Annotated in this window: 15 protein-coding genes and 5 riboswitches; of the genes, 9 read left to right on the top strand and 6 right to left on the bottom strand. The window is 56.2% G+C overall.

From position 1 onward, the window contains the following. Nucleotides 1–58 precede the first annotated feature (58 nt). Nucleotides 59–382 (top strand): aspartyl/asparaginyl beta-hydroxylase domain-containing protein, encoded by a 324-nt coding sequence (locus HNH97_RS13600; RefSeq protein WP_231850455.1) that lies wholly within the window; start codon nucleotides 59–61, stop codon nucleotides 380–382. A gap of 202 nt (nucleotides 383–584) precedes the next feature. Here the strand turns inward: HNH97_RS13600 and HNH97_RS13595 are convergent, their stop codons facing one another. Next, nucleotides 585–2,039, bottom strand: coding sequence for a cobyric acid synthase (locus tag HNH97_RS13595; RefSeq protein WP_014106887.1), 1,455 nt, complete (start codon nucleotides 2,037–2,039; stop codon nucleotides 585–587). Between the two features lie 4 nt (nucleotides 2,040–2,043). Next, nucleotides 2,044–3,015: a DUF6925 family protein gene (locus HNH97_RS17990; RefSeq protein WP_227744510.1), complete on the bottom strand. Its 972-nt coding sequence runs from the start codon at nucleotides 3,013–3,015 to the stop codon at nucleotides 2,044–2,046. Between the two features lie 97 nt (nucleotides 3,016–3,112). Then, a riboswitch (cobalamin riboswitch) is annotated at nucleotides 3,113–3,331 on the top strand. A gap of 119 nt (nucleotides 3,332–3,450) precedes the next feature. Between HNH97_RS17990 and HNH97_RS13585 the strand changes: the two genes are divergently transcribed. The 6 genes from HNH97_RS13585 to HNH97_RS13560 all read left to right on the top strand — a co-directional run bounded on the left by HNH97_RS13585 (nucleotide 3,451) and on the right by HNH97_RS13560 (nucleotide 10,671). Further along, nucleotides 3,451–5,550 carry a TonB-dependent receptor plug domain-containing protein gene (locus HNH97_RS13585; protein ID WP_010516556.1) on the top strand — a complete coding sequence of 700 codons (2,100 nt, stop codon included), beginning with the start codon at nucleotides 3,451–3,453 and terminating at the stop codon, nucleotides 5,548–5,550. 1 nt (nucleotide 5,551) lies between these two features. Beyond that, nucleotides 5,552–6,391 (top strand): ABC transporter substrate-binding protein, encoded by an 840-nt coding sequence (locus HNH97_RS13580; protein WP_014106885.1) that lies wholly within the window; start codon nucleotides 5,552–5,554, stop codon nucleotides 6,389–6,391. Between the two features lie 17 nt (nucleotides 6,392–6,408). Further along, nucleotides 6,409–7,395 (top strand): FecCD family ABC transporter permease, encoded by a 987-nt coding sequence (locus HNH97_RS13575; protein WP_407927274.1) that lies wholly within the window; start codon nucleotides 6,409–6,411, stop codon nucleotides 7,393–7,395. Further along, entirely contained in the window at nucleotides 7,392–8,150 is a 759-nt protein-coding gene (locus HNH97_RS13570; RefSeq protein ID WP_171791251.1) for an ABC transporter ATP-binding protein, read from the top strand. Before HNH97_RS13575 ends, HNH97_RS13570 begins: the two co-directional genes overlap by 4 nt. A 68-nt stretch (nucleotides 8,151–8,218) precedes the next feature. Then, nucleotides 8,219–8,456: riboswitch (cobalamin riboswitch) on the top strand. Nucleotides 8,457–8,492: 36 nt separating this feature from the next. Beyond that, complete coding sequence (locus tag HNH97_RS13565) at nucleotides 8,493–9,575, top strand: uroporphyrinogen decarboxylase/cobalamine-independent methonine synthase family protein (protein ID WP_171791250.1); 1,083 nt, start codon at nucleotides 8,493–8,495, stop codon at nucleotides 9,573–9,575. Nucleotides 9,576–9,582: 7 nt separating this feature from the next. Then, the gene (locus tag HNH97_RS13560; RefSeq protein ID WP_171791249.1) at nucleotides 9,583–10,671 is read left to right on the top strand and encodes an aromatic ring-hydroxylating oxygenase subunit alpha; all 1,089 of its coding nucleotides are present in this window, start codon (nucleotides 9,583–9,585) and stop codon (nucleotides 10,669–10,671) included. A 70-nt stretch (nucleotides 10,672–10,741) separates the two neighbouring features. Here HNH97_RS13560 and HNH97_RS13555 read toward each other — a convergent pair whose 3' ends face one another. The 4 genes from HNH97_RS13555 to HNH97_RS13540 form a co-directional block, all read right to left on the bottom strand. Further along, nucleotides 10,742–11,215 carry a DUF2147 domain-containing protein gene (locus HNH97_RS13555; RefSeq protein WP_244949465.1) on the bottom strand — a complete coding sequence of 158 codons (474 nt, stop codon included), beginning with the start codon at nucleotides 11,213–11,215 and terminating at the stop codon, nucleotides 10,742–10,744. 386 nt (nucleotides 11,216–11,601) lie between these two features. Continuing rightward, nucleotides 11,602–11,836, bottom strand: a riboswitch (cobalamin riboswitch). 193 nt (nucleotides 11,837–12,029) lie between these two features. Continuing rightward, a complete protein-coding gene (locus HNH97_RS13550; protein WP_014106877.1) occupies nucleotides 12,030–12,515 on the bottom strand; it encodes a hypothetical protein in 486 nt (161 codons plus the stop codon). Continuing rightward, nucleotides 12,496–13,011: a hypothetical protein gene (locus HNH97_RS13545; protein WP_171791247.1), complete on the bottom strand. Its 516-nt coding sequence runs from the start codon at nucleotides 13,009–13,011 to the stop codon at nucleotides 12,496–12,498. Before HNH97_RS13545 ends, HNH97_RS13550 begins: the two co-directional genes overlap by 20 nt. Nucleotides 13,012–13,246: 235 nt before the next feature. Further along, nucleotides 13,247–13,491, bottom strand: a riboswitch (cobalamin riboswitch). 127 nt (nucleotides 13,492–13,618) lie between these two features. Then, nucleotides 13,619–13,859: riboswitch (cobalamin riboswitch) on the top strand. Nucleotides 13,860–14,585: 726 nt separating this feature from the next. Next, entirely contained in the window at nucleotides 14,586–15,476 is an 891-nt protein-coding gene (locus tag HNH97_RS13540) for a LysR family transcriptional regulator (protein ID WP_171791246.1), read from the bottom strand. Between the two features lie 113 nt (nucleotides 15,477–15,589). Between HNH97_RS13540 and metE the strand changes: the two genes are divergently transcribed. Beyond that, complete coding sequence (gene metE / locus HNH97_RS13535) at nucleotides 15,590–17,884, top strand: 5-methyltetrahydropteroyltriglutamate--homocysteine S-methyltransferase (protein ID WP_171791245.1); 2,295 nt, start codon at nucleotides 15,590–15,592, stop codon at nucleotides 17,882–17,884. A gap of 834 nt (nucleotides 17,885–18,718) precedes the next feature. After that, nucleotides 18,719–18,901: a DUF3606 domain-containing protein gene (locus HNH97_RS13530; protein ID WP_082086117.1), complete on the top strand. Its 183-nt coding sequence runs from the start codon at nucleotides 18,719–18,721 to the stop codon at nucleotides 18,899–18,901. Nucleotides 18,902–19,091 lie beyond the last annotated feature (190 nt).

Below are 19,091 nucleotides of genomic sequence, written 5' to 3'. Positions count from 1 at the left end.
CTCTTGCGCGTAACCTTGCCCATAAAACCCGTTCTCTCTCAGGTCGGATTATAGCTTATTGCCCTGTCCGAAAAATGGGGACCACCTCTGCTGGATACGGATAGACGATCAAACGTTATGCTGGCAGGATGGAAAATGTATCCTGTTTGACGACACATACCCTCATGAAGTCCAGAACAATACATCGGATCATCGGGTAGTGTTGCTTATCCAGTTTGAACGGCCCACATACGGAGTTGGCCGTCTGGTTCAGGGTATGTTTCTCAAGGTCGTTCGTCGTTCGGCATTCGTGCAGGAAGCCAAAAACAATCTTGCACACTGGCATGCCCTCCATCATGAGATGGCCCGGACAGAACGCCAAACCAGCGGACTGACTGTTTGATCCAGTCATGGTAACAACGGGAAGGCGCAGAATGATAAAGTGTAAAAAGTGCGGTGCTGATTTTTCATGTCAGCCTGAAGGTGCGTGCTGGTGCATGGAAAAGCCCCGTGGCCTGCCGGTTCCGACGGATGATCAGGCAGGGTGCCTCTGTCCTGTTTGTCTGGATGCCCTGACGAACCAAGGCCCTGAGACCGAAAGAAGATCATCTGGCAATAGCCAGTAACCCTTCAATATCCAGACTGCTTTCCATGGTGGAAGCAACGGTTTCAAGGGCGCGTTCCACCCGCGCTGTGTAATCCAGTCCATCGGAGCGTGCGCCCCATCTGTCCAGCCATGCCGCGCGTTGGCCAGTCATGTCAAACAGACGGTGCACATAGCAGCCTGCAATACGACCGTCCGGGCTTATTGCTCCGTCCAACCGTCCGTCGTCGCATCTGATTAGGGGCATGACCCGGTGATGTGATCGAACTGTTTCCCCACAATGAATTTCGTAGCCACTGAATCGCGCGCTATCGGAAAGCGTCATGCCTGAAGTCTGGTTGATCTGCTTGTCACGGGTCAGAACGGTATCAACCTCCAGAAGTCCAAGTCCTGGTATCGTGGTCGGGTTCCCTTCTATTCCGTCGGGATCATTTATGGTCTGTCCCAGCATCTGATAGCCACCGCAGAGACCGAATACATATCCACCCCGCCTGACGTGTCCCGCCAGATCAATATCCCATCCCTGCCGCCTGAAAAATTGCAGGTCTGCTATTGTCGCCTTGCTACCAGGAAGGAACACGACATGCGCGGACGCGGGAAGGGGCTGCCCGGGCCGGATCCGTGTGATCTTTACATGCGTTTCACCTTCCAGCGCATCAAGATCATCGAAATTGGCAATGCGGGGCATAAGGGGGACGGCTATCTCGATCCGTGAGGCCGCGGAACAGTCAACATCTTCAGGAATACTGTCTTCAGAAGGCAGTTCACGTATACTGTCTATCCAAGGAAGAACGCCAAGCCCCTTCCAGCCGGTAAACTTTTCTATGAAGTCATACCCAGATTGGAAAATGCTGGCGTCTCCCCGGAGGCGATTAACGATGAATCCCTTGATCAACTCACGGTCATCTGGATCAAGAACAGCATGGGTACCGGCGAGTGACGCGATAACGCCGCCCCGGTCTATATCGCCGATCATGACGACCGGAACATTCGCGGCTCTGGCAAAGCCCATATTGGCGATGTCGCCCTGACGTAGATTGATTTCCGCCGGGCTGCCCGCGCCCTCGACAATCACGAGATCGGATTGGCTACATAATGTCCTGAAGGCGGTCAGAACCTCGGGCAGGAATGCGGCCCGGCCACCGATAAAACTCGAAGCGTGCAGGTGTCCTTTTGCGCGTCCACGGACGATAACCTGCGCTGTATGATCACTTTCCGGTTTCAGAAGGACCGGATTCATAAGGGTGGAAGGGGCAATACGGCAGGCCTGCGCCTGAAGTGCCTGCGCCCGACCGATTTCACCTCCATCTACCGTCACGGCGGCATTGTTCGACATATTCTGGGGCTTGAAAGGCCGGACCGTCAGGCCACGGTTAGCGAAAACCCGGCATAAACCTGCCGTCAAAACGGACTTTCCGACATCGGATCCCGTGCCCTGCAACATGATCGCTGTCATGGAATCAGCCGCAGTCCGTAGCGCTCTTGATCGTGTCGGCAGGCACAAATCGCTCCATGCCTTCGTGACCCCAGGCTGCCATGCGAAGCAGTTCGATATGCATGCGCGCGCGACCACGTCTTGTAGCGGGTATTTTCAGATTTTCCGGTGTTCCATGTTGACGAACATGGGCCTGGAATGTGCCTGAAACCTGCAGGTCTTCCTCCATGCCGAATTCCTCAAGCAACGGCAGAAAGGATAGATCGGCAAGCCGGTCATAATCATGGGAATCATCATCGGACGGTCGGAACGGTGCCGCCGGATGAAGTGTCAGGAAAGGCTGCCAGCCTTCCGGAATGGGATCGAGGGCGGAGCAGGGTCGTTTCAACCTCACCAGTTTTGGCAGCAGGTGGGTATGGGCGCCGAGCGGAGAGTCTCCATCAGGTGCGGGAACGGGTTGGTAGACCTCCAGTCTGCCAGCAGGTGAAAGCATGACCCTGTGGGGCTGGACTTCCATCAGAAGCGCAAATGCTGCTGTGACGACGGCCAATGGGTCATCCGTGTCAACAGCAAGGGCTTCGACCAGGCGGGCATTTTCTGTCCTTACGCACATCCGGACCCGGCCCACGCCAATTCCAAGATCAATCAGCCACGCATCACGATCCTCTGGTCGGACAGCGTCCGCATCCTTTCCCAGAACCTTCAGGGTATGCTTCGCGGTCAGTTGTAACGGGCCGCATAACGCCATGCTATGCCGCCAGCGTCTGCCTTTTCCGACGAGAGAGTCCCACGCAAGGGCATGCAAGGGTTCGCTGGGACTAATGCGTATGGCACCGCGTTGGGTGACGATCTCCAACCCGTCAGGACATGGGGTGAGGCAGACCCTATCATCCGGAACATGATGGAATTCGCCGATCGCACCAAATGTTCCAATGCTCCAGCCGTTACGGAGATCCAGCGCCAGTGAAGTCAGCATGGAGGGCGTGATACGTTTCATCGGAAATATCCTGTGATTCATCAATCAGGCTGAAAATAACAGCAATCCTGACAGGATACTGAAAGATTGAATGCGGGTTGACAAGAACACCCCATCCGATCAGAACCGTTCCGACGGTGTCCCCTTTCGGGGGGATGAAAAGGGAACAGAGTGCGGATTGCGATCCAATGCTCCGGCTGCCCCCGCAACTGTAAACGGTCTGTCCTTGCATTACCGGATGTCATGATCCGGGCCACTGGAAACCGCGGTTTTCCGGGAAGGTTGTGCAGGACGCTACGCCGTGAGCCAGGAGACCTGCCGTCATGATGGTTGCGACCGGGAACTGTCGGGCGGGGTGTCCTGACGGTGTGGTGTTACAGGATTCCGTGCAGATCGGAAATCCTGTGGCAGCGCGCTCTCGTGGCAACGATGATGTGACCGCGAGACCTGAACCAGATGATCCTATTCCGTAATCTGCTGATTGCTTCCACCACGTTGATGACCATGGGGGTTGTAGTGGCGCGTGCCGATGATTCAGTCAGACAGCACGCGCCGCAAAAACAGTCCGCCAACCAGTACGTCATCGAGAATAAAAAATCGAAAGCCGTTGTTTCGTTGGGGGATACGGGTCTTCCCGAACTGATCAGCGTCAGTGCCGCCCGTCGGCCGACCTCCACCGATGATATCGGCACCAGCATGACCATCATCACGGAAAAGCAGATCCAGACCCAGCAGCGGCGCAGCCTGACGGATATTCTGGCACGCCAACCGGGCCTGAACGTGGTCCAGACAGGCGGCCCAGGGGGCACGTCATCCATTTTCATGCGTGGTAATAATTCCAACGAGGTCAAGGTCCGCCTGGATGGCATGGACATCAATGACGGAAGTTCCACCAATGGCATGTTCGATGCCGGTCAGTTTGTAACCGACGGCATGGGCCGGATCGAGATACTGCGTGGGCCTCAGAGCGGCCTGTACGGCGCCGACGCCATGGCGGGGGTTATCGACATTACCACGGCACAGGGGCAGGGCCGTTTCAAGCCGTTTGTCCGTATCGAAGGCGGTGGGTATGGTACCTTCAATCAGACCTTTGGCGCACGCGGCAGCAAGGGACGTTTTCATTATAATGTAGAATTCTCCCATTACCGGATGGACGGGTTCAACAATATCCCTTCCTATATCGAGCGTTATTATGGGGCCAACCGGCAGCAGCGGCATGAAGGCAACCGGAATGACAACCGTGGCGTCAATATCAGGCTGGGTTATGACGTCACCCATAATTTCGATCTTGGCCTGACCGCACGGCTGATACAGAGCAATTATCATTCCTACTCTCTGTATGACCTGCAAAGTGAAAATCTGTATGGTGATAAGGGTGTGCGGGAACAGAACAACCAGAACGAGGCCATCGTGCGCGGGACGGCCCATCTGGTTTCCTTTCACGGGCTTTTTGATCAGGTGCTTGGCCTTGGCTACATGACCAACCGCAACCGCTGGACGGAGACGGGCACGAGTTACGGCAGCCCGGTCAATCCAGACCCGGATTATTACCGTTCCAGCCGACTTAAGGTGGACTGGCACGGCACGTTCAATTTCAAGCAGTATGGCCAGCTTCTGATCGGTGCCGAACATTTCCATGATACGTTCAATACCAGCCATACGGCCTCAAGCATGTGGGACAGCGGATACGATACATCCGCCAGCATGGATACGACCGCAGGTTACGGGCAGTATCAGGGGAACTGGAACCATATTCTGTATGGTGCGGCCAATATTCGCTATGATGCCAATTCGCGCTACGGCAACCACGTGACATGGCGCGTGGCCCCGGCAATCCATGTGCCGGGCACCGGAACCATCATCAAGGCCAGCGCCGGTTCCGGTTTTCATGGTCCTTCGCTGTATCAGTTATTCGCAAATCAGGTGGGTGTGGGTTATTCGGAAAAGGGCAATCCCAACCTGAAGGCGGAACAGTTGATCGGCTATGACGCGGGTGTTGAGCAGAAACTGCTGCATGACCGTCTGAATTTCGGCGCAACCTGGTATGACAACCGGGTCAGGAACCTGATCCAGTCCTCGCTTTCGATTGATTCATCATATGACTACAACTACTCATACGCCAATGTGGCGAAGGCGCGGATGTATGGTGTGGAAGCCTTCCTGAACTGGAAGGCGCTGAGCAATCTGGAATTTAACCTGAGCTATACCTGGACCCACGCCCGGGATGAGACGAACGACGTCCAGTTGCAACGCCGTCCCCAGCACAAGTTCAATTTCAATACGACATGGACCCCCATTCGCGACCTGACCTTTTCGGGCAATATCCTGTATACTAGTGGCTGGCGTGATCTGCCGGTTATTGGCAGCGAGTCCTGCAGCACATGCGCCAAGGGGCATGGTTATTTCACCATCGACGTGGCTGCCAATTACAAAATCAACCGCTACGTTTCCGTCTATGCCCGCGCCGACAACCTGCTGAACCGCCAGTTCGAGGACCCCATCGGCTATCTGCAGCCTGGTCGCGCCGGTTATGGCGGCTTCATGCTGAATTATTGACATGAAAAGCGTGGTCGCAGGGATGATGGCGGGTTTCCTTGCCTGTGTCCCGTTGGCACCGGCATGGGCTCTCCCGCGCGTGGCTTCGCTTAATCTCTGCACCGACCAGTTGTTGCTGCTGCTGGCCGAACCGGGCCAGATCGTCGGTATTACGCCGCTCGCCCGGGATTGCTGGAGCGCGGTGCTGTGCGAACAGGCACGACAGGCTCCCGTATTGCGACCCACGGCGGAAAGCATCGTGGCATCCCATCCCGATGTCGTGCTGGGTGGCATCTATACCGCGGCCGTCGCGATGCAGGCGGGGCGGGAAGGGGGCGCACAGGTTGTAGCCCTGCCACCCGCCAAATCCCTGACGGATATTCCGGTCCAGATCATGACGGTCGCCAACGCCATCGGCGTTCCTGAGCGTGGGCAGCAACTGGCTATGGCCTTTGCCACGCGCCTGGCCTCCCTTTCAGTCGAGCGCAGTGCCACCGATCCTACGGCGGCCGTCTATGCTGCCAACGGCTTTGTCACCCATAAGGGCTCGCTTCCGGATGATGTCCTTGCCCATGCCGGCTTTCGTAATTACGCAACGATCATGGGGCACCAGTCATCTTCCCGTTTTTCCATGGAACTGCTGATTGCACGGCCACCCGATCTCCTGATCCTTGACCGTTCGGGGAAGGGAACGTCCCTTGCACAGTCCATGCTGGATCACCCGGCGTTGAAGCAGGCCTTTGCCGGGCCGCATCATCTGGATCTGCCCGCACGGCTTTGGTTGTGTGGCCTGCCACAGACACTGGATAGTGTCGTCATGCTGCGTAACGCACGGCACAACCTTGAAATGTCCGCCCCATGAAACCTGCCCATCAAACCATGCTGCTGAACGTCATGCTTCTGGCTGGTGTCATGGGGCTGTTTGTTACCTCGCTCATGTGGGGAGAAACCCGCATCATGTTTTCACATGCACTGGAGGACCTGCTGGCCGGGCGGCATACCGCAGGCGCGATCATTGTGGAGCGCCTGCGCCTGCCGCGTACCCTGCTGGCCATCCTGGTGGGCGGGACGCTTGGCCTGTCGGGGGCGGTTCTGCAGGGCTATCTACGCAATCCGCTGGCCGATCCCGGCATCCTGGGGGTATCAGGTGGAGCGGCACTTGGGGCGGTCAGCGTGTTCTATACCGGCCTCATGCAGGTGTCCATCGCGGCCCTGCCGCTGGGTGGGCTGACGGGGGCGCTGTGTGCGGCGGCCGTGCTGATGGGACTGGTGGGACGTGGTGGCACGCTGGTGTTGCTGTTGGCGGGGGCTGCACTCAGCAGTTTTGCCGCAGCCCTGACAGCACTGGTGCTGAACCTTGTGCCCAGCCCCTATGCGTCATTCGAGATCATGCACTGGCTCATGGGGTCGTTGACGGACCGGACCTTTACCCATGTCTGGATCTGCTTGCCGGGTGTGGTGTGTGGCACGCTGCTCATGCTGTCCGCGGGGCGTGCGCTGGATGCGCTGACATTGGGGGAGGATGTGGCCGCAAGCCTTGGCTTCCAGCTGCATGGCCCGCGCGGCGTCCAGACGCGTATCGTGCTGGGCGCGGCGCTGGCCGTGGGCTCATGCGTGGCGGTTTCAGGAGCGATCGGCTTTGTGGGACTGGTGGTGCCGCATCTGTTGCGGCCGCTTGTGGGATTCCAGCCGTCGCGGTTGCTCTTGCCGTCATTTCTGGGGGGAAGTCTGCTGCTGCTGCTGGCGGATATGGTGGTACGTCTGGTGGCGGTCGGGCCTGAACTGCAACTGGGCGTGCTGACCGCGCTTGTCGGGGCTCCAATCTTCTTCGCCCGCGTCATTATGCTGAAAAGAACCGTGTCATGATCCTGCTCCAGGCACGCGACGTGTCGCTCCGGCGCGGGGATCGGGCTGTTGTTTCGGCCGCGTCACTGACTCTTGCGAAGGGGCGGGTCATTGGCCTGGTCGGGCCGAACGGCGCAGGCAAAAGCACCTTCATGCGTCTGCTGACGGGGCTGGAGACTCCCGACTGTGGGGATGTCCGGCTTCTTGATCGCGACATGAGCCAGATCCCACCCGCGCTGCGTGCCCGACAGCTTGCTTTCATTCCGCAGGATGGGGGGACGCCGCCACCCATGCCGGTGCGTGCGCTGGTCGCGCTCGGACGCCTGCCGCATGGGCAGGCGGGCGATCATGCCGTCCGTCACCCGGCGGTGGGCCACGCCCTTGATGTCACCGGCTTGCAGGACCTGTGCACCCGTCCGGCCAGCCACCTGTCAGGCGGGGAGCGGGCTCGCATGAATCTGGCGCGTGCGCTGGCGACCGATACGCCGGTCATACTGGCGGACGAGCCGATCGCTGCACTCGACCCGGCGCATGCCCTATCCATGATGCAGCTTTTCCGCCAGCAGGCAGGGCAGGGAAAGGGGATCGTCGTCGTGCTGCATGATCTGGTTCTGGCGACCCGTTTCTGCGATGAACTGGTGCTGATGGATGATGGCGCCGTCATCCGCCATGGCCCGGCCCTGCAGGTGCTGGATGATGATATCATGCGCGTCGTGTACGGCGTAGCGGTCCGACGGGTCGAGGACGCGGTCCTTCCGTGGTCCCTGTGTCGCTAACGTGTGCGGCCCGCTGGGACATCCTGCCCATGACACCTTGCGTCCGGCTACCCGGTTCGGGCACAATGTTGTCTTATCAAGTCGATGGTCCCACGCGAGTGGGTTAATAGGGAACGCTGTCACGCTCCGGCCGGGTCATGAACCCGGGAGCCAAGTCGGAGGCTGCTCCCGCAACTGTAGGCGGTATGCCGCCGGTTCATTTCACCCGCACGGGGTGGGTCACTGTTTCCGGAAAGGAAATGGGAAGGCAGAACCGGTTGGCCATGATCCGTAAGCCAGGAGACCTGCCATCGTCATACATCAAGCCGTCGGACGGGATGTGCCGAAGGCGGGAGAAGCTTAATGCCGGTATGGCAGAAAGCCGCGTGCCATGATGGCACGGCCGAAGGCGCGCCTGCGCGCCAGTATTCTACAAGCCACTTCCCCAATATCGCCAGACTGCTTACGGCGACACTTGGTTTTCCCGATGCTGATGAGATGCGTGGGGTGCGATGCCAGCACGCGGCAGGCATTTCCCATATCGCTACGGCCAATAGCCCATGGCGGGACAGGGTCGTGCAGACTGCCCGCATGTTTGGCGTGGGCACCGACAATACAATCACAGCCTGTGATCCGATGCACCGCAATTACAGAAAGCCCATCCTCAGACCGGGGCAGGCGTTCCATCTTGCGCGCAACTGGCCTCGCGACGCATTTCTTGCAGTGGAACAACTGGGTATCAGCACCCGGCCTGTTCTGCTGGGGCCGGTCAGTTTCCTTGCATTATGCGGCATGGCAAAGGGAGACAGTGTCGGCCAGAGCCTGATGCGCCTGCTACCTGCCTATATTGAATGCTTCGAACAACTGAACAACGCGGGATGCTTCTGGGTCCAGATTGATGAGCCAATCCTTGCCCATCCTGGCCTGCCCGCAGCCACGCTGACCCATATGGACGTTGCCTGGCATGTCCTCAGTGAAGCATCAAGGGCCACGTCACTTGTTCTGGTCGGGGGCAGCGGGGGCTTCGGGCGACATCTTCCTTTCGTGCTGCAGCTACCTTTTGGCGGCCTGCATGTGGACGTTGTGCATGGCTATCGCGATTTCGCGTATGTCCTGCAGCATTTCCCGGCGTATCGCTGGCTCTCGCTGGGGCTGGTCGATAGCTGCAGCGCGGCACCTACCCACATCGGCATGGCGCAAGGCATCGTGGAACAGACGCTGCGTTCGCATCGGCCGGATCGTCTCATGATCGCGCCATCGGGTGCGTTAAGTGACAGGGATGGCCTGGCTGATCCAGACATCATGAGCGTCCTGCGGCGGAAAATGTCCGAAATCGTGGCCGTGGCCAGCCGGCGCACGATAGCACGTCGCAGCGCATCCATCCGCGACTTTTGCGAAAATGATATCCGTTTTGTCCCATGCGCTGATAACAGCGTGAGACATTGAAAATATCATGACAGGAAATACATCGGAAACAGCCGCCCTGGATGGGGCTGCTTTGCCACAACAGGACATCCGTCGTGTCCGCAGCAATCCGGATTTCTGGTATCCGGTTGCATGGTCTCGCGAGCTTCGTCGGGGCAGGGCGATTGGCGTACGGTACGCGGGGCAACCCATCGTGGTGGTCAGGCCCGAGGCCGGGGCCATCTTTGCGCTGGATGATGTTTGCCCCCACCGGCAGTTACCACTCAGCAAGGGAGAAGTGTGTGGAGATTTCATTCGCTGTGCATACCATGGACTGAAATACAGTCGGCGTGGCCAGTGTTTTTCCCCCGGCATGAAGCTGGAAAACGAACCGCCACGACTGCGGACATGGGCATGCCGGGAGAAGGACGGCCTCATCTTTGTGTTCATGGGGGATCTGGAAAAATCCGATAGCATTGCGCTGCCGGACATTCCGCGTGTCCGTGACCCCCATTACCGCACCCGCCGGTTTGGAAAAGTCGTGCAATGTCACTACAGCTTCATGCATGAAAACCTGATGGACATGAACCACCAAATCTTGCACAGCCGACTGGTCGGAAGCATGAAACCACGGTTTCTAGGCATGGATCGGGGAGAGGATTTTGTGGAGGCCCGCTATACCTTTGCCCGCACGTCTGGCAGGCAGCCGCTGAGCGAGGCCCTGATTTACGGGCAGCGTCGCAAGGATGGCCGGGATTTTGCCTATCGGGATGTCATGACCATCCGCACGCAGTATCCCTATCAGACATTGCGGATCTCGACGGAGGGGATTGATGAACCGGTCATGGAACTGTGGATTGCATATGTGCCACAGGACCGGGAAGAACTGACCAATCGCGTATTCGGGCTTCTATCCATACGCAGGTTGAAAATACCATTTTTACTGGATCTGGCGTGGCCGCTGCTGATCGCCTTTACGGAGCGTGTTTTCACAGAAGATCGCGAAATTGTTGAACTGGAGCAGCAGGCCTGGCGGGAGCAGGACGGCGACCGGAATCAGGAGGTCTTTCCAGTTATCATGGCGCTGCGCCAACTGCTTATCCAGAATGGCATGCCGTCCCGGAAAGATATCGGATAATAAACTGATAGATGCTCATGCCCCGTCTCAAGGCGCATGGGCATCTTCTCCTGACCAGGCACCACGCCGATCAGGTGCTCATTTTGCAGTTCGGGCCGATATGACCGCGATAAGGAAGCCATGTCTGTGTCTGTCCGAACATCGGAATCCCAAGATAGCCCCGTAGCTTGAGTTGTCCGGACTGGTTAACCCACATGCGCGCTTGATAGACATGATTGGTATTGGGGTCGAGAATGGACCCGTTCCACCGATCTGGTTGATCCGGATCCGGCACAAAGTCCCGCAGCATGGGCAACCCACATTCCGAACGGCCCGTCTGGTCGCGTGGGATGTCATCACTATAGTTCAGGCCAACCAGCTTTCCACACAAATGGTCGCCACACCGTGTGATCTCGAAAACACCCTTGTGATTTTTGGTGACCCATTGCCCCAGAACGGGGGGCGGAACTGTTGTCGCTGGAGGAACTTGTGCGTGAACAGCAGCCCCTCGAGTCATGACACTGAGTATTAACGAGACACAGGTTGCTTTTTGCGCAATATTCATGATGTGTCTTTCGTCGCTTCGTACGTGACTAAAATTATGGAACATCGGCGGATTTATCGGAGAATTCGGATCGAAAAGCGCATGATTGATGCCCCGAGGTGCGCGCCATGGGAATGAGCGGCGAGGGTGCTATCTACGGCATGGACGTTTTCCATGAAGTTCTTGTCGCGCCCGCTTCCCACTGCCGCCCCGGCCTGAGGGGCCCAGTACGAGCCTCCAGCAACACTCGGGCGCTCCAGGCCGGTTGGCAGAAACGCGGCGGTCCTACGATGCCGCATCACGATGTCTCCGCCAGAAACAGGAAACATCGGGAGCATTGATCGGCCGCATTGGTCTTCCCATGACGCATGGGAAATCTCCTGCCTTCGGTGCATCCCGCCCGACGACGTGGTTTGCAGACGATGGCAGGTCTCCTGGCTCACGGATCATGGCCAGCCAGTTCATGCCTTCCCATTCCCCAAGGGAAACAGTGGCTCACCCGCAGGTGAACGAACTGGTGGCATACCGCATACAGTTGCGGGAGCAGCCGCTGACTGGCTCCCGGAACAGAATTGTCCAGCCAGAGCGTTACAGCGTTCCCTTTTAACCCGCTCGCGCGGGGCCATCATCAATCAAGGGTCTCATTCCATTATGCGCGAAGTGAGAGGAACGCCCAATTCCTCGAAACGCGATGCCGGCCTGCATGGAACGAAGAGCTTGTTGATGCCAATCAAACTTGTCGCTCCGATCCAATAAGTGTAGGTCACTCAGTGTCTTCATCTTCGAAACACGCGGGCGGGGATACGCGCCCGCGCGTTAGCCACTATGTTGTCAATCAGGCGTTCGGGCTTGATGCGCTATACAAGTGCATGGCGGCGTCACGCGCGCCAATTGTCCATTGCGCGGAAATATAGGCCTGAAGCAAGGCCATGAGCGCCTCGACCCCGTGCGTGTCCGATAAATCGCGGGCTGTATCCACATAGGCGAGAGCTTCTAATAGCAGGGGCGAAAACAGTTCCTCAAGATAGTCGCCCCGCGCCTTCGGCGCAGCGGGTAATCGGCCAGCGGAAGGTACCAGACGTAGGAATGTTTCAAATCCATCCGCACGAATGCGGTCTTCCGGATTGGGGGCAGGGAGTTCAGTCTTGGCTATTGCCTGAATTACATCTTCCCGCAGAGGTGCGGATTCCATAAGGCGGGATACCGAGACAGAACGCTGACGTCGCCGCTGTTGTATGAGAATAAAATCAGGCGAAGGGACGGGAGAGGCCATTTTTCGTTTCACCGGGAATCGGAGCGGATTAACTGGAAAGATCTGCATCGGACAGGCCTTCTTGAGTCAGGATGCGAGCATCCTCGTCACGCCATGCCGCGATCATGTCTGGGTTCTGACTGAGCCATCCAATTCTCTCGGCACAATATACAGGAACTCTGAATTTCTGGCCGCGCTGATTGTTCAGGATTGTTCCTGTCTGGTGCAGGCGCCCGTCTCGTGTCCAGAAAAGACGCTCCTGGTTGGTGATCCCCAGAATCTGTCGAACCTGTCGCGGCGTAAACGGACGAAAAGACAGCGCGGTGATCTGTTTTTCCACCGAGTTGGCAATAGCCTCCAGAGCATCTGTCCTTTCACGCATAATGGCGGCTATAAAGCGGGCGAAAAGCTGCTTTACCTCTGGTAGCCGCAGGCGAAGGGACGAGGATTGATCCAGACAGGCCGCAATAAGCATCCGAATTGCAACAACCGGCTCTGGCTCCGTAATGGTCGCCATTAGGCGCGACGCAATGGAAGGGAGTACCATGCTCATATCTGTGTTCATGGATATTTCTTTTTATCAGAATAAAACGTAGGTACCTGTGTCCTGGGGTCAGGAAAGTACATGCGAATTATAAGCCGCAGGCCGCGAGGTCTGTTGCTAAGGTTGCCTTACGAAGCCGGGATTCATTCAAGCACAGGCTAACGATCCGCATACATATGGAGGCTTGATAGATATATCGATACGCGAAAGAACGCGTCATAGCTGATCTCCTGCCACCGGTCGGTCCCGCCCGGTAGCACGGTTTGCGACGGTAGCAGGTTTCCTGGCTCACGGATCATGGCAGCTCGGTCCTGTCTTCCCACTCCCTTACTGGAAGCAGTGACCCATCTGATCGGACATCAGATGATCGGATCCGGCTACATACCGCCTACAGTTGCGGACGCAGCTACCGACTGGCTCCCGGATCATCGCAGATCCCGCCAGAGCTTACGGTATTCCCTATTAATCCGCTTGCGCGGCACCACCGACATAAAAGCTGGTCGCAATATGCGTCAGATTTCGTGATCTACGCAATATGGATTTTCCAAAAAACCTGCGATGAAAGAGCATGGTATCCTTCACACAGACGGGAAGCTGGCAGGCTTGCACTGCTCGCGGGCGTGCGTCACACTACCTCTACATCAAAGGCCCCGTGCGAACGGGTTAATAGGGAACGCCGTGCGTTCTGGCAGGACTTATCAGGGTCCGGGAACAAGTCGGTGGCTGCCCCCGCAACTGTAAGCGGAGAGATACCGGATCGTATGTCCTCTTAACAGGACCCGTCACTGGCTATGCTCAACAGGCCGGGAAGACAGAACCGATATCAAGGACCCGTAAGCCAGGAGACCTGCCTTTGTGACGTAACCAGTTCTATCGGGCGGGGCGCCCGACAGACGGAGTGGCGATCATGTCTTCTGTTTTATCTGCTGCGTTCCCCATCCAGCGTGTTCTTTCCTGACCAGTTCTGAAGAATTACATCCATTGGCCAATGGCGTGTCGCGGGTCTAATCCCGTCAAACGCTACAAGGGGAACATGAGAAATGCGTACATATTTTGGCGGCAACCAGCGAAATGGCACAGGTCGATCTTATTTCGGATCGGAGAGCCTGACTCCCGCACAAAAACGGGCCATTCTGTCCCTGCCGAAAGACGGGGGGTATGGAACCTTGCTGGATGGAGGAAGCATCAGATCATCTCTCGTACTGATGGGCTTTATTGCAGGTGGATGTTCTGCGCGATGGGGGATGGGGCGTTCCCGCCTTACCGCACGCGGTCGGGAACTGCGACACAAACTCGAAGGCTGCGGATCTTAGAATCCTGTCGGAAGTATGCGTTGTGAGATAGGAACAGAGAATTTCTACGATACAGAGATCGCCGACCGGTTGGTCCACGGACAAATTTTCAGCGTTCACCATGACTTTATTTCGTGTCTCCGTCGTGAACTCCGGGACAGGAGAAAGACGCATCGACTCACCTGTCGGCACTAAAAAAGTGACTGCGTCAGGCACGGATCACGCTATCCATCTGTCGCCAGGTCCAGCAGTGCTTATCATTTTCTATTCTTTTTGACCCCGTACAGTCAGGCATGTCTTGACTCACTGATTCATACCCGCGAGTTCTATAAAATCGCGTAAATATTGAATGTCTTCATCCGTCTCGCGATGACCAAGAAAGATCTGTTTCGCAATACCGTTTATACCAAGTTTAACAGGATAAAGCTCAAAGCGAGAGGCATATTCTTCGACAAGCCATCGTGGAAGTGCTGCAACACCGCGGCCATGTGATACCATGACAAGCATGATATCGGTCGTTTCTATCTGCTTCTGCTGTCGCGGGGCTATGCCTGCGGGTTGCAAAAACTGCGTATAGATATCGAGGCGCTCTGACGGTACGGGATACGTAATCAGTATTTCGCCAATGAGCTGATCTGGCAATATATACTGGGCATCTCGCAAAGGATGATGGGGGCCTACAACCAGCACCAGTTCATAGTCAAAAACCGGCGTAAATTTAAGGCCTGGCTTGTAGAGCGGATCAGGGGTCACAAGAATATCGATCTCGTTGCTGAATAGCGCACCTATTCCGCCAAACTGAAATTTCTGGCGCACATCTACATCTACCTTGGGCCATCTTGCCAGATAGGGCGACACTACTTTCAAAAGCCATTGATAGCAGGGATGACACTCCATCCCGATGCGAAGCGTTCCGCGCTCGCCAAGGGCGAACTGTTCAAGCCGATCTTCTGCCAGCGTGAATTGTGGAAGGAGACGATTGGCAAGAGACAGGAGCCACTCTCCCGCCTGAGTGAGCACGAGAGAGCGTCCTTCACGTTGCCATATCTTCACGCCAAGCTGGCTTTCCAGCTTGCGGATGGAATGACTAAGCGCAGGCTGGGTCAGATTGAGGCGCACTCCTGCAGCCGTCAATGAGCCTTCGCGCGCAACTTCCTGAATGATCGCCAAATGGCTGCGCTCAAGAATACTCATGTTCTACGCACCATATATGATTGCCGTTTATACATCTATGAAAACATATCATTTTTCTTCATATATCCGAAACCCTATCTTCCAGAAGCCATACATCATCTGGATAAATCTTCATGGTTACGACCCATAATCTCGGCTTCCCTCGCATCGGCTTCAAACGTGAACTCAAGTTCGCCCTTGAAGCTTACTGGAAAGGCCAGTCTTCCCTCGCCATGCTGGAGCAGGTTGGCACGGAACTACGCGCACGCCACTGGCGGGATCAGGCTGGTCTGGATTTCGCACCTGTCGGTGATTTTTCCTTTTACGATCAGGTGCTGGACACGAGCTTCATGCTTGGAAACCTGCCCACCCGTGTGCGTGACTTCCATGGTGACCAACTCGATAATTATTTCCGGGTTGCCCGCGGTCGCTCGGCAACGGTTGTTGAAGAAAAGCCCGGATGCTGCGGCGGTGTCGCCGCCGGTGAAATGACTAAATGGTTCGATACAAACTATCATTATATCGTTCCGGAATTTGATGCCGAGACGACGTTTACCCTTGATGCTTCGCGGTTGGTGAGCCAGTTGGACGAAGCGCGGAAGCAGGGTATCCGGACGAAGCCGGTCATTATCGGCCCGATAACCTATCTTGCACTCGGTAAGGCCAAAGATGGTTCGGACAAGCTGGATCTGCTGCCGCGACTGTTGCCCGTATATGCCAGACTGCTCGATGCGCTTGCTCAGACGGGTGCCGGATGGGTGCAGATCGATGAGCCGGTTCTGGTAACGGAACTGGATGCATCGTGGCAGAACGCTTTCGTGCAGACCTATCAGGCGCTTGATACCCGCCGGGTCAAACTGCTGCTGGCCACGTACTTCGGTCAGCTGCGCGAAAATCTGGCCCTGGTGAGCAGGCTCCCCGTGCAGGGCGTGCATCTCGATACCATTAATGCGCGGGAGGAGGTCGCTGAACTGGTAAAGACGAGCCCGCCAGATCGGATAATTTCCCTCGGGATCGTCAATGGCCGAAATATCTGGAAGACGGACCTGGAAGCGACGCTGGACTGGCTGGAACCTGTGGCAAAGCTGCTGGGAGACCGGCTCTGGATCGCGCCGTCCTGTTCCCTGCTGCACGTGCCTGTGGATCTGGCGGCCGAAGAGAAGATGGACGCCGAGATCAGCTCGTGGCTGGCTTTTGCCGTGCAGAAGCTGGACGAAATCCGCGTGCTGGCCCTTGCTCTTGACCGGGGGCGTTCTGCTGTGACGTCAGAACTGGTTACCAATCGGGCTGCGCTGGACTCACGCCACAGTTCGCCCCGCGTAAACAATCCGGATGTAAAAAAAGCCATTGCGGCCATCACTGAATCGCTTGGCCGTCGGATGAGTGAATTTGGGGCTCGCGCAGCAAAACAGGCCGCACTGCTGCAACTGCCGCTTTACCCGACCACCACCATCGGCTCTTTTCCCCAAACTAGAGAAATCCGTCTCGCGCGCAGTCAGTTCAAATCCGGAAAAATTGACGAAGGAACATATAAGGCAACCATGCGTCGTGAAATCGAACATGCGGTGCGCGAGCAGGAAAAGCTGGGTCTGGACGTGCTGGTCCACGGCGAGGCGGAACGCAACGACATGGTCGAATATTTCGGTGAGCAGCTTGAGGGGTATGTGTTCAGCCAGAATGGATGGGTTCAGTCCTACGGTTCGCGCTGTGTGAAACCGCCGATCCTGTTCGGAGATATCAGCCGCCCCAAGGCAATGACGGTAGAGTGGATCAGCTACGCAGCATCCCTTACCGATAAACCAATGAAAGGCATGCTGACTGGGCCAGTCACGATTCTTAACTGGTCCTTTGTCCGAGATGACCAGCCGCGCTCGGCCTCATGCTTTCAGCTTGCGCTCGCCATCCGGGATGAGGTCCTGGATCTGGAAAAGGCTGGCATTCGCATCATCCAGATCGACGAGGCTGCCTTGCGTGAGGGCCTGCCGCTGCGCAAATCGCAATGGCAGGACTATCTGACGTGGGCGGTGGAGGCCTTCTGCATTGCAGCCAATGGTGTCGCTGATGAAACCCAGATCCACACACATATGTGTTATTCAGAGTTCAACGACATTATCGCCGCCATTGCTGCCATGGACGCAGACGTTATCACCATTGAAACCTCGCGCTCCGACATGGAGTTGCTTGATGTCTTCGAGACGTTCAACTACCCGAACCAGATTGGACCGGGGGTCTACGACATCCACTCACCCAACATCCCCACCGAAGCGCAGATGGTTACTTTGATGGAGAAAGCGAATGAGCGCATTCCAGCACAACGTCTGTGGGTGAATCCGGATTGCGGGCTCAAGACGCGCCAGTGGAACGAGGTCATCCCGGCACTCGTCAATATGGTACGCGCGGCCCGCACGCTGCGGGAGAAGTCGGCCTGAACCGCGGACTACACGTGGCGGACGCTGCAGTCGGGTGATTGTATCAAAGCTGTGACCATTCCCTGACGATAACATGAGAGACTGGTCGCACGTCACCGGAAAGCAATGCGTCTGACCGGCTCTCGCTATCAGGGACCGGGAAGACGCCCGGCATAGCTTTCGTCCATTCGTACTTATCGGTACAAAGCCATTGTTGGCATAACAAATATTATGGAACATAAAGATTTGGGCGCGTTACTGGCCTTGGTCTTTGTCATAAAGACGGAATATGTCCCTCTTTGCGTCATTCCTACCTCGTAGGTGACGGATCGCGCTGCTGTTCGCCAGATCGAGGATCGCCATCGGTTCGCCGCGTATGTTAGCATGACCCTCACTCCGGTTCGGTCCAGCGTCTACGTGCGTGAAATTAACACACCATCCAATCCGAGGACTAAACACCTTAGGTCAAGGAGATAATCGGGTTGGATGATGCGCCACGCTGGGTCGTCGTCTCAGAACATAACTTCGATAAATGGCTGAATGGCGGCGTATTGCCAGGCTGCAGCATCTAGCCTGTAATTTTATCTCGCCATTCCTGCTATTCCTGTCTGGTCAAATCAAGGCAGCATTTTTTGTTTCCGTCCGACGAAACAAATTGCCGCTGTGCGCCGCTTCTTATGAGGAATATATTATAGATGATATTTACAATAAAAAGAAAACACCGAAACACAATATGAAATTCTATATTGGCCGAGATGGAGTTCATTAAAAAAGGTTCATCTTCCTTTTTTTCTCCGTCTCAAATTCCTACATCTGTTTTGTCGCAAATGGTGACAAGTTCAATAAGGAAAGACTATGTCTGACGATAAAACGAAAAAGCGTCCGAAAGATGCATCCGAAATTAATGTGCATGAACCATACGAAGTTGCATATTGGACAAAGAAATTCGATGTTAGCGCTGCAGAACTCCGTGACGCTGTAAATGCAGTTGGGGTGAGTGCCGCCAAGGTAGCAAAACATCTGGGGAAATCACTTTAACTAAGTAATGTTCGAGTGTTGTTTATGCTTGAAAATCTAAAGCTATGGCAGCACTCTCCTATATCGTCTGTAGAGATGTGCGGGTCAGACCACCAGTCCTACTGACGACACGCCCTAGGGCCTGTTAGGGCTTGATCCAGTCTGCTGCGGCAGCGATGTGGATGACCGCGAGGAACGACGTTGCTGTTTT

Origin of the sequence: Gluconacetobacter entanii (genome assembly GCF_013155425.1) — a bacterium.
GTDB lineage: Bacteria > Pseudomonadota > Alphaproteobacteria > Acetobacterales > Acetobacteraceae > Novacetimonas > Novacetimonas entanii.
This window is presented reverse-complemented; position numbering and strand designations above follow the sequence as displayed.

What these genes read in the sequence shown, in the direction of transcription:
- HNH97_RS13595 (WP_014106887.1), bottom strand. Translation starts at nt 2,039, where the DNA reads ATGACAGCGATCATGTTGCAGGGCACGGGATCCGATGTCGGAAAGTCC.
- HNH97_RS17990 (WP_227744510.1), bottom strand. Translation starts at nt 3,015, where the DNA reads ATGAAACGTATCACGCCCTCCATGCTGACTTCACTGGCGCTGGATCTC.
- HNH97_RS13585 (WP_010516556.1), top strand. Translation starts at nt 3,451, where the DNA reads ATGATCCTATTCCGTAATCTGCTGATTGCTTCCACCACGTTGATGACC.
- HNH97_RS13580 (WP_014106885.1), top strand. Translation starts at nt 5,552, where the DNA reads ATGAAAAGCGTGGTCGCAGGGATGATGGCGGGTTTCCTTGCCTGTGTC.
- HNH97_RS13575 (WP_407927274.1), top strand. Translation starts at nt 6,409, where the DNA reads ATGCTGCTGAACGTCATGCTTCTGGCTGGTGTCATGGGGCTGTTTGTT.
- HNH97_RS13570 (WP_171791251.1), top strand. Translation starts at nt 7,392, where the DNA reads ATGATCCTGCTCCAGGCACGCGACGTGTCGCTCCGGCGCGGGGATCGG.
- HNH97_RS13565 (WP_171791250.1), top strand. Translation starts at nt 8,493, where the DNA reads ATGCCGGTATGGCAGAAAGCCGCGTGCCATGATGGCACGGCCGAAGGC.
- HNH97_RS13560 (WP_171791249.1), top strand. Translation starts at nt 9,583, where the DNA reads ATGACAGGAAATACATCGGAAACAGCCGCCCTGGATGGGGCTGCTTTG.
- HNH97_RS13555 (WP_244949465.1), bottom strand. Translation starts at nt 11,215, where the DNA reads ATGAATATTGCGCAAAAAGCAACCTGTGTCTCGTTAATACTCAGTGTC.
- HNH97_RS13550 (WP_014106877.1), bottom strand. Translation starts at nt 12,515, where the DNA reads ATGCAGATCTTTCCAGTTAATCCGCTCCGATTCCCGGTGAAACGAAAA.
- HNH97_RS13545 (WP_171791247.1), bottom strand. Translation starts at nt 13,011, where the DNA reads ATGAACACAGATATGAGCATGGTACTCCCTTCCATTGCGTCGCGCCTA.
- HNH97_RS13540 (WP_171791246.1), bottom strand. Translation starts at nt 15,476, where the DNA reads ATGAGTATTCTTGAGCGCAGCCATTTGGCGATCATTCAGGAAGTTGCG.
- metE (WP_171791245.1), top strand. Translation starts at nt 15,590, where the DNA reads ATGGTTACGACCCATAATCTCGGCTTCCCTCGCATCGGCTTCAAACGT.
- HNH97_RS13530 (WP_082086117.1), top strand. Translation starts at nt 18,719, where the DNA reads ATGTCTGACGATAAAACGAAAAAGCGTCCGAAAGATGCATCCGAAATT.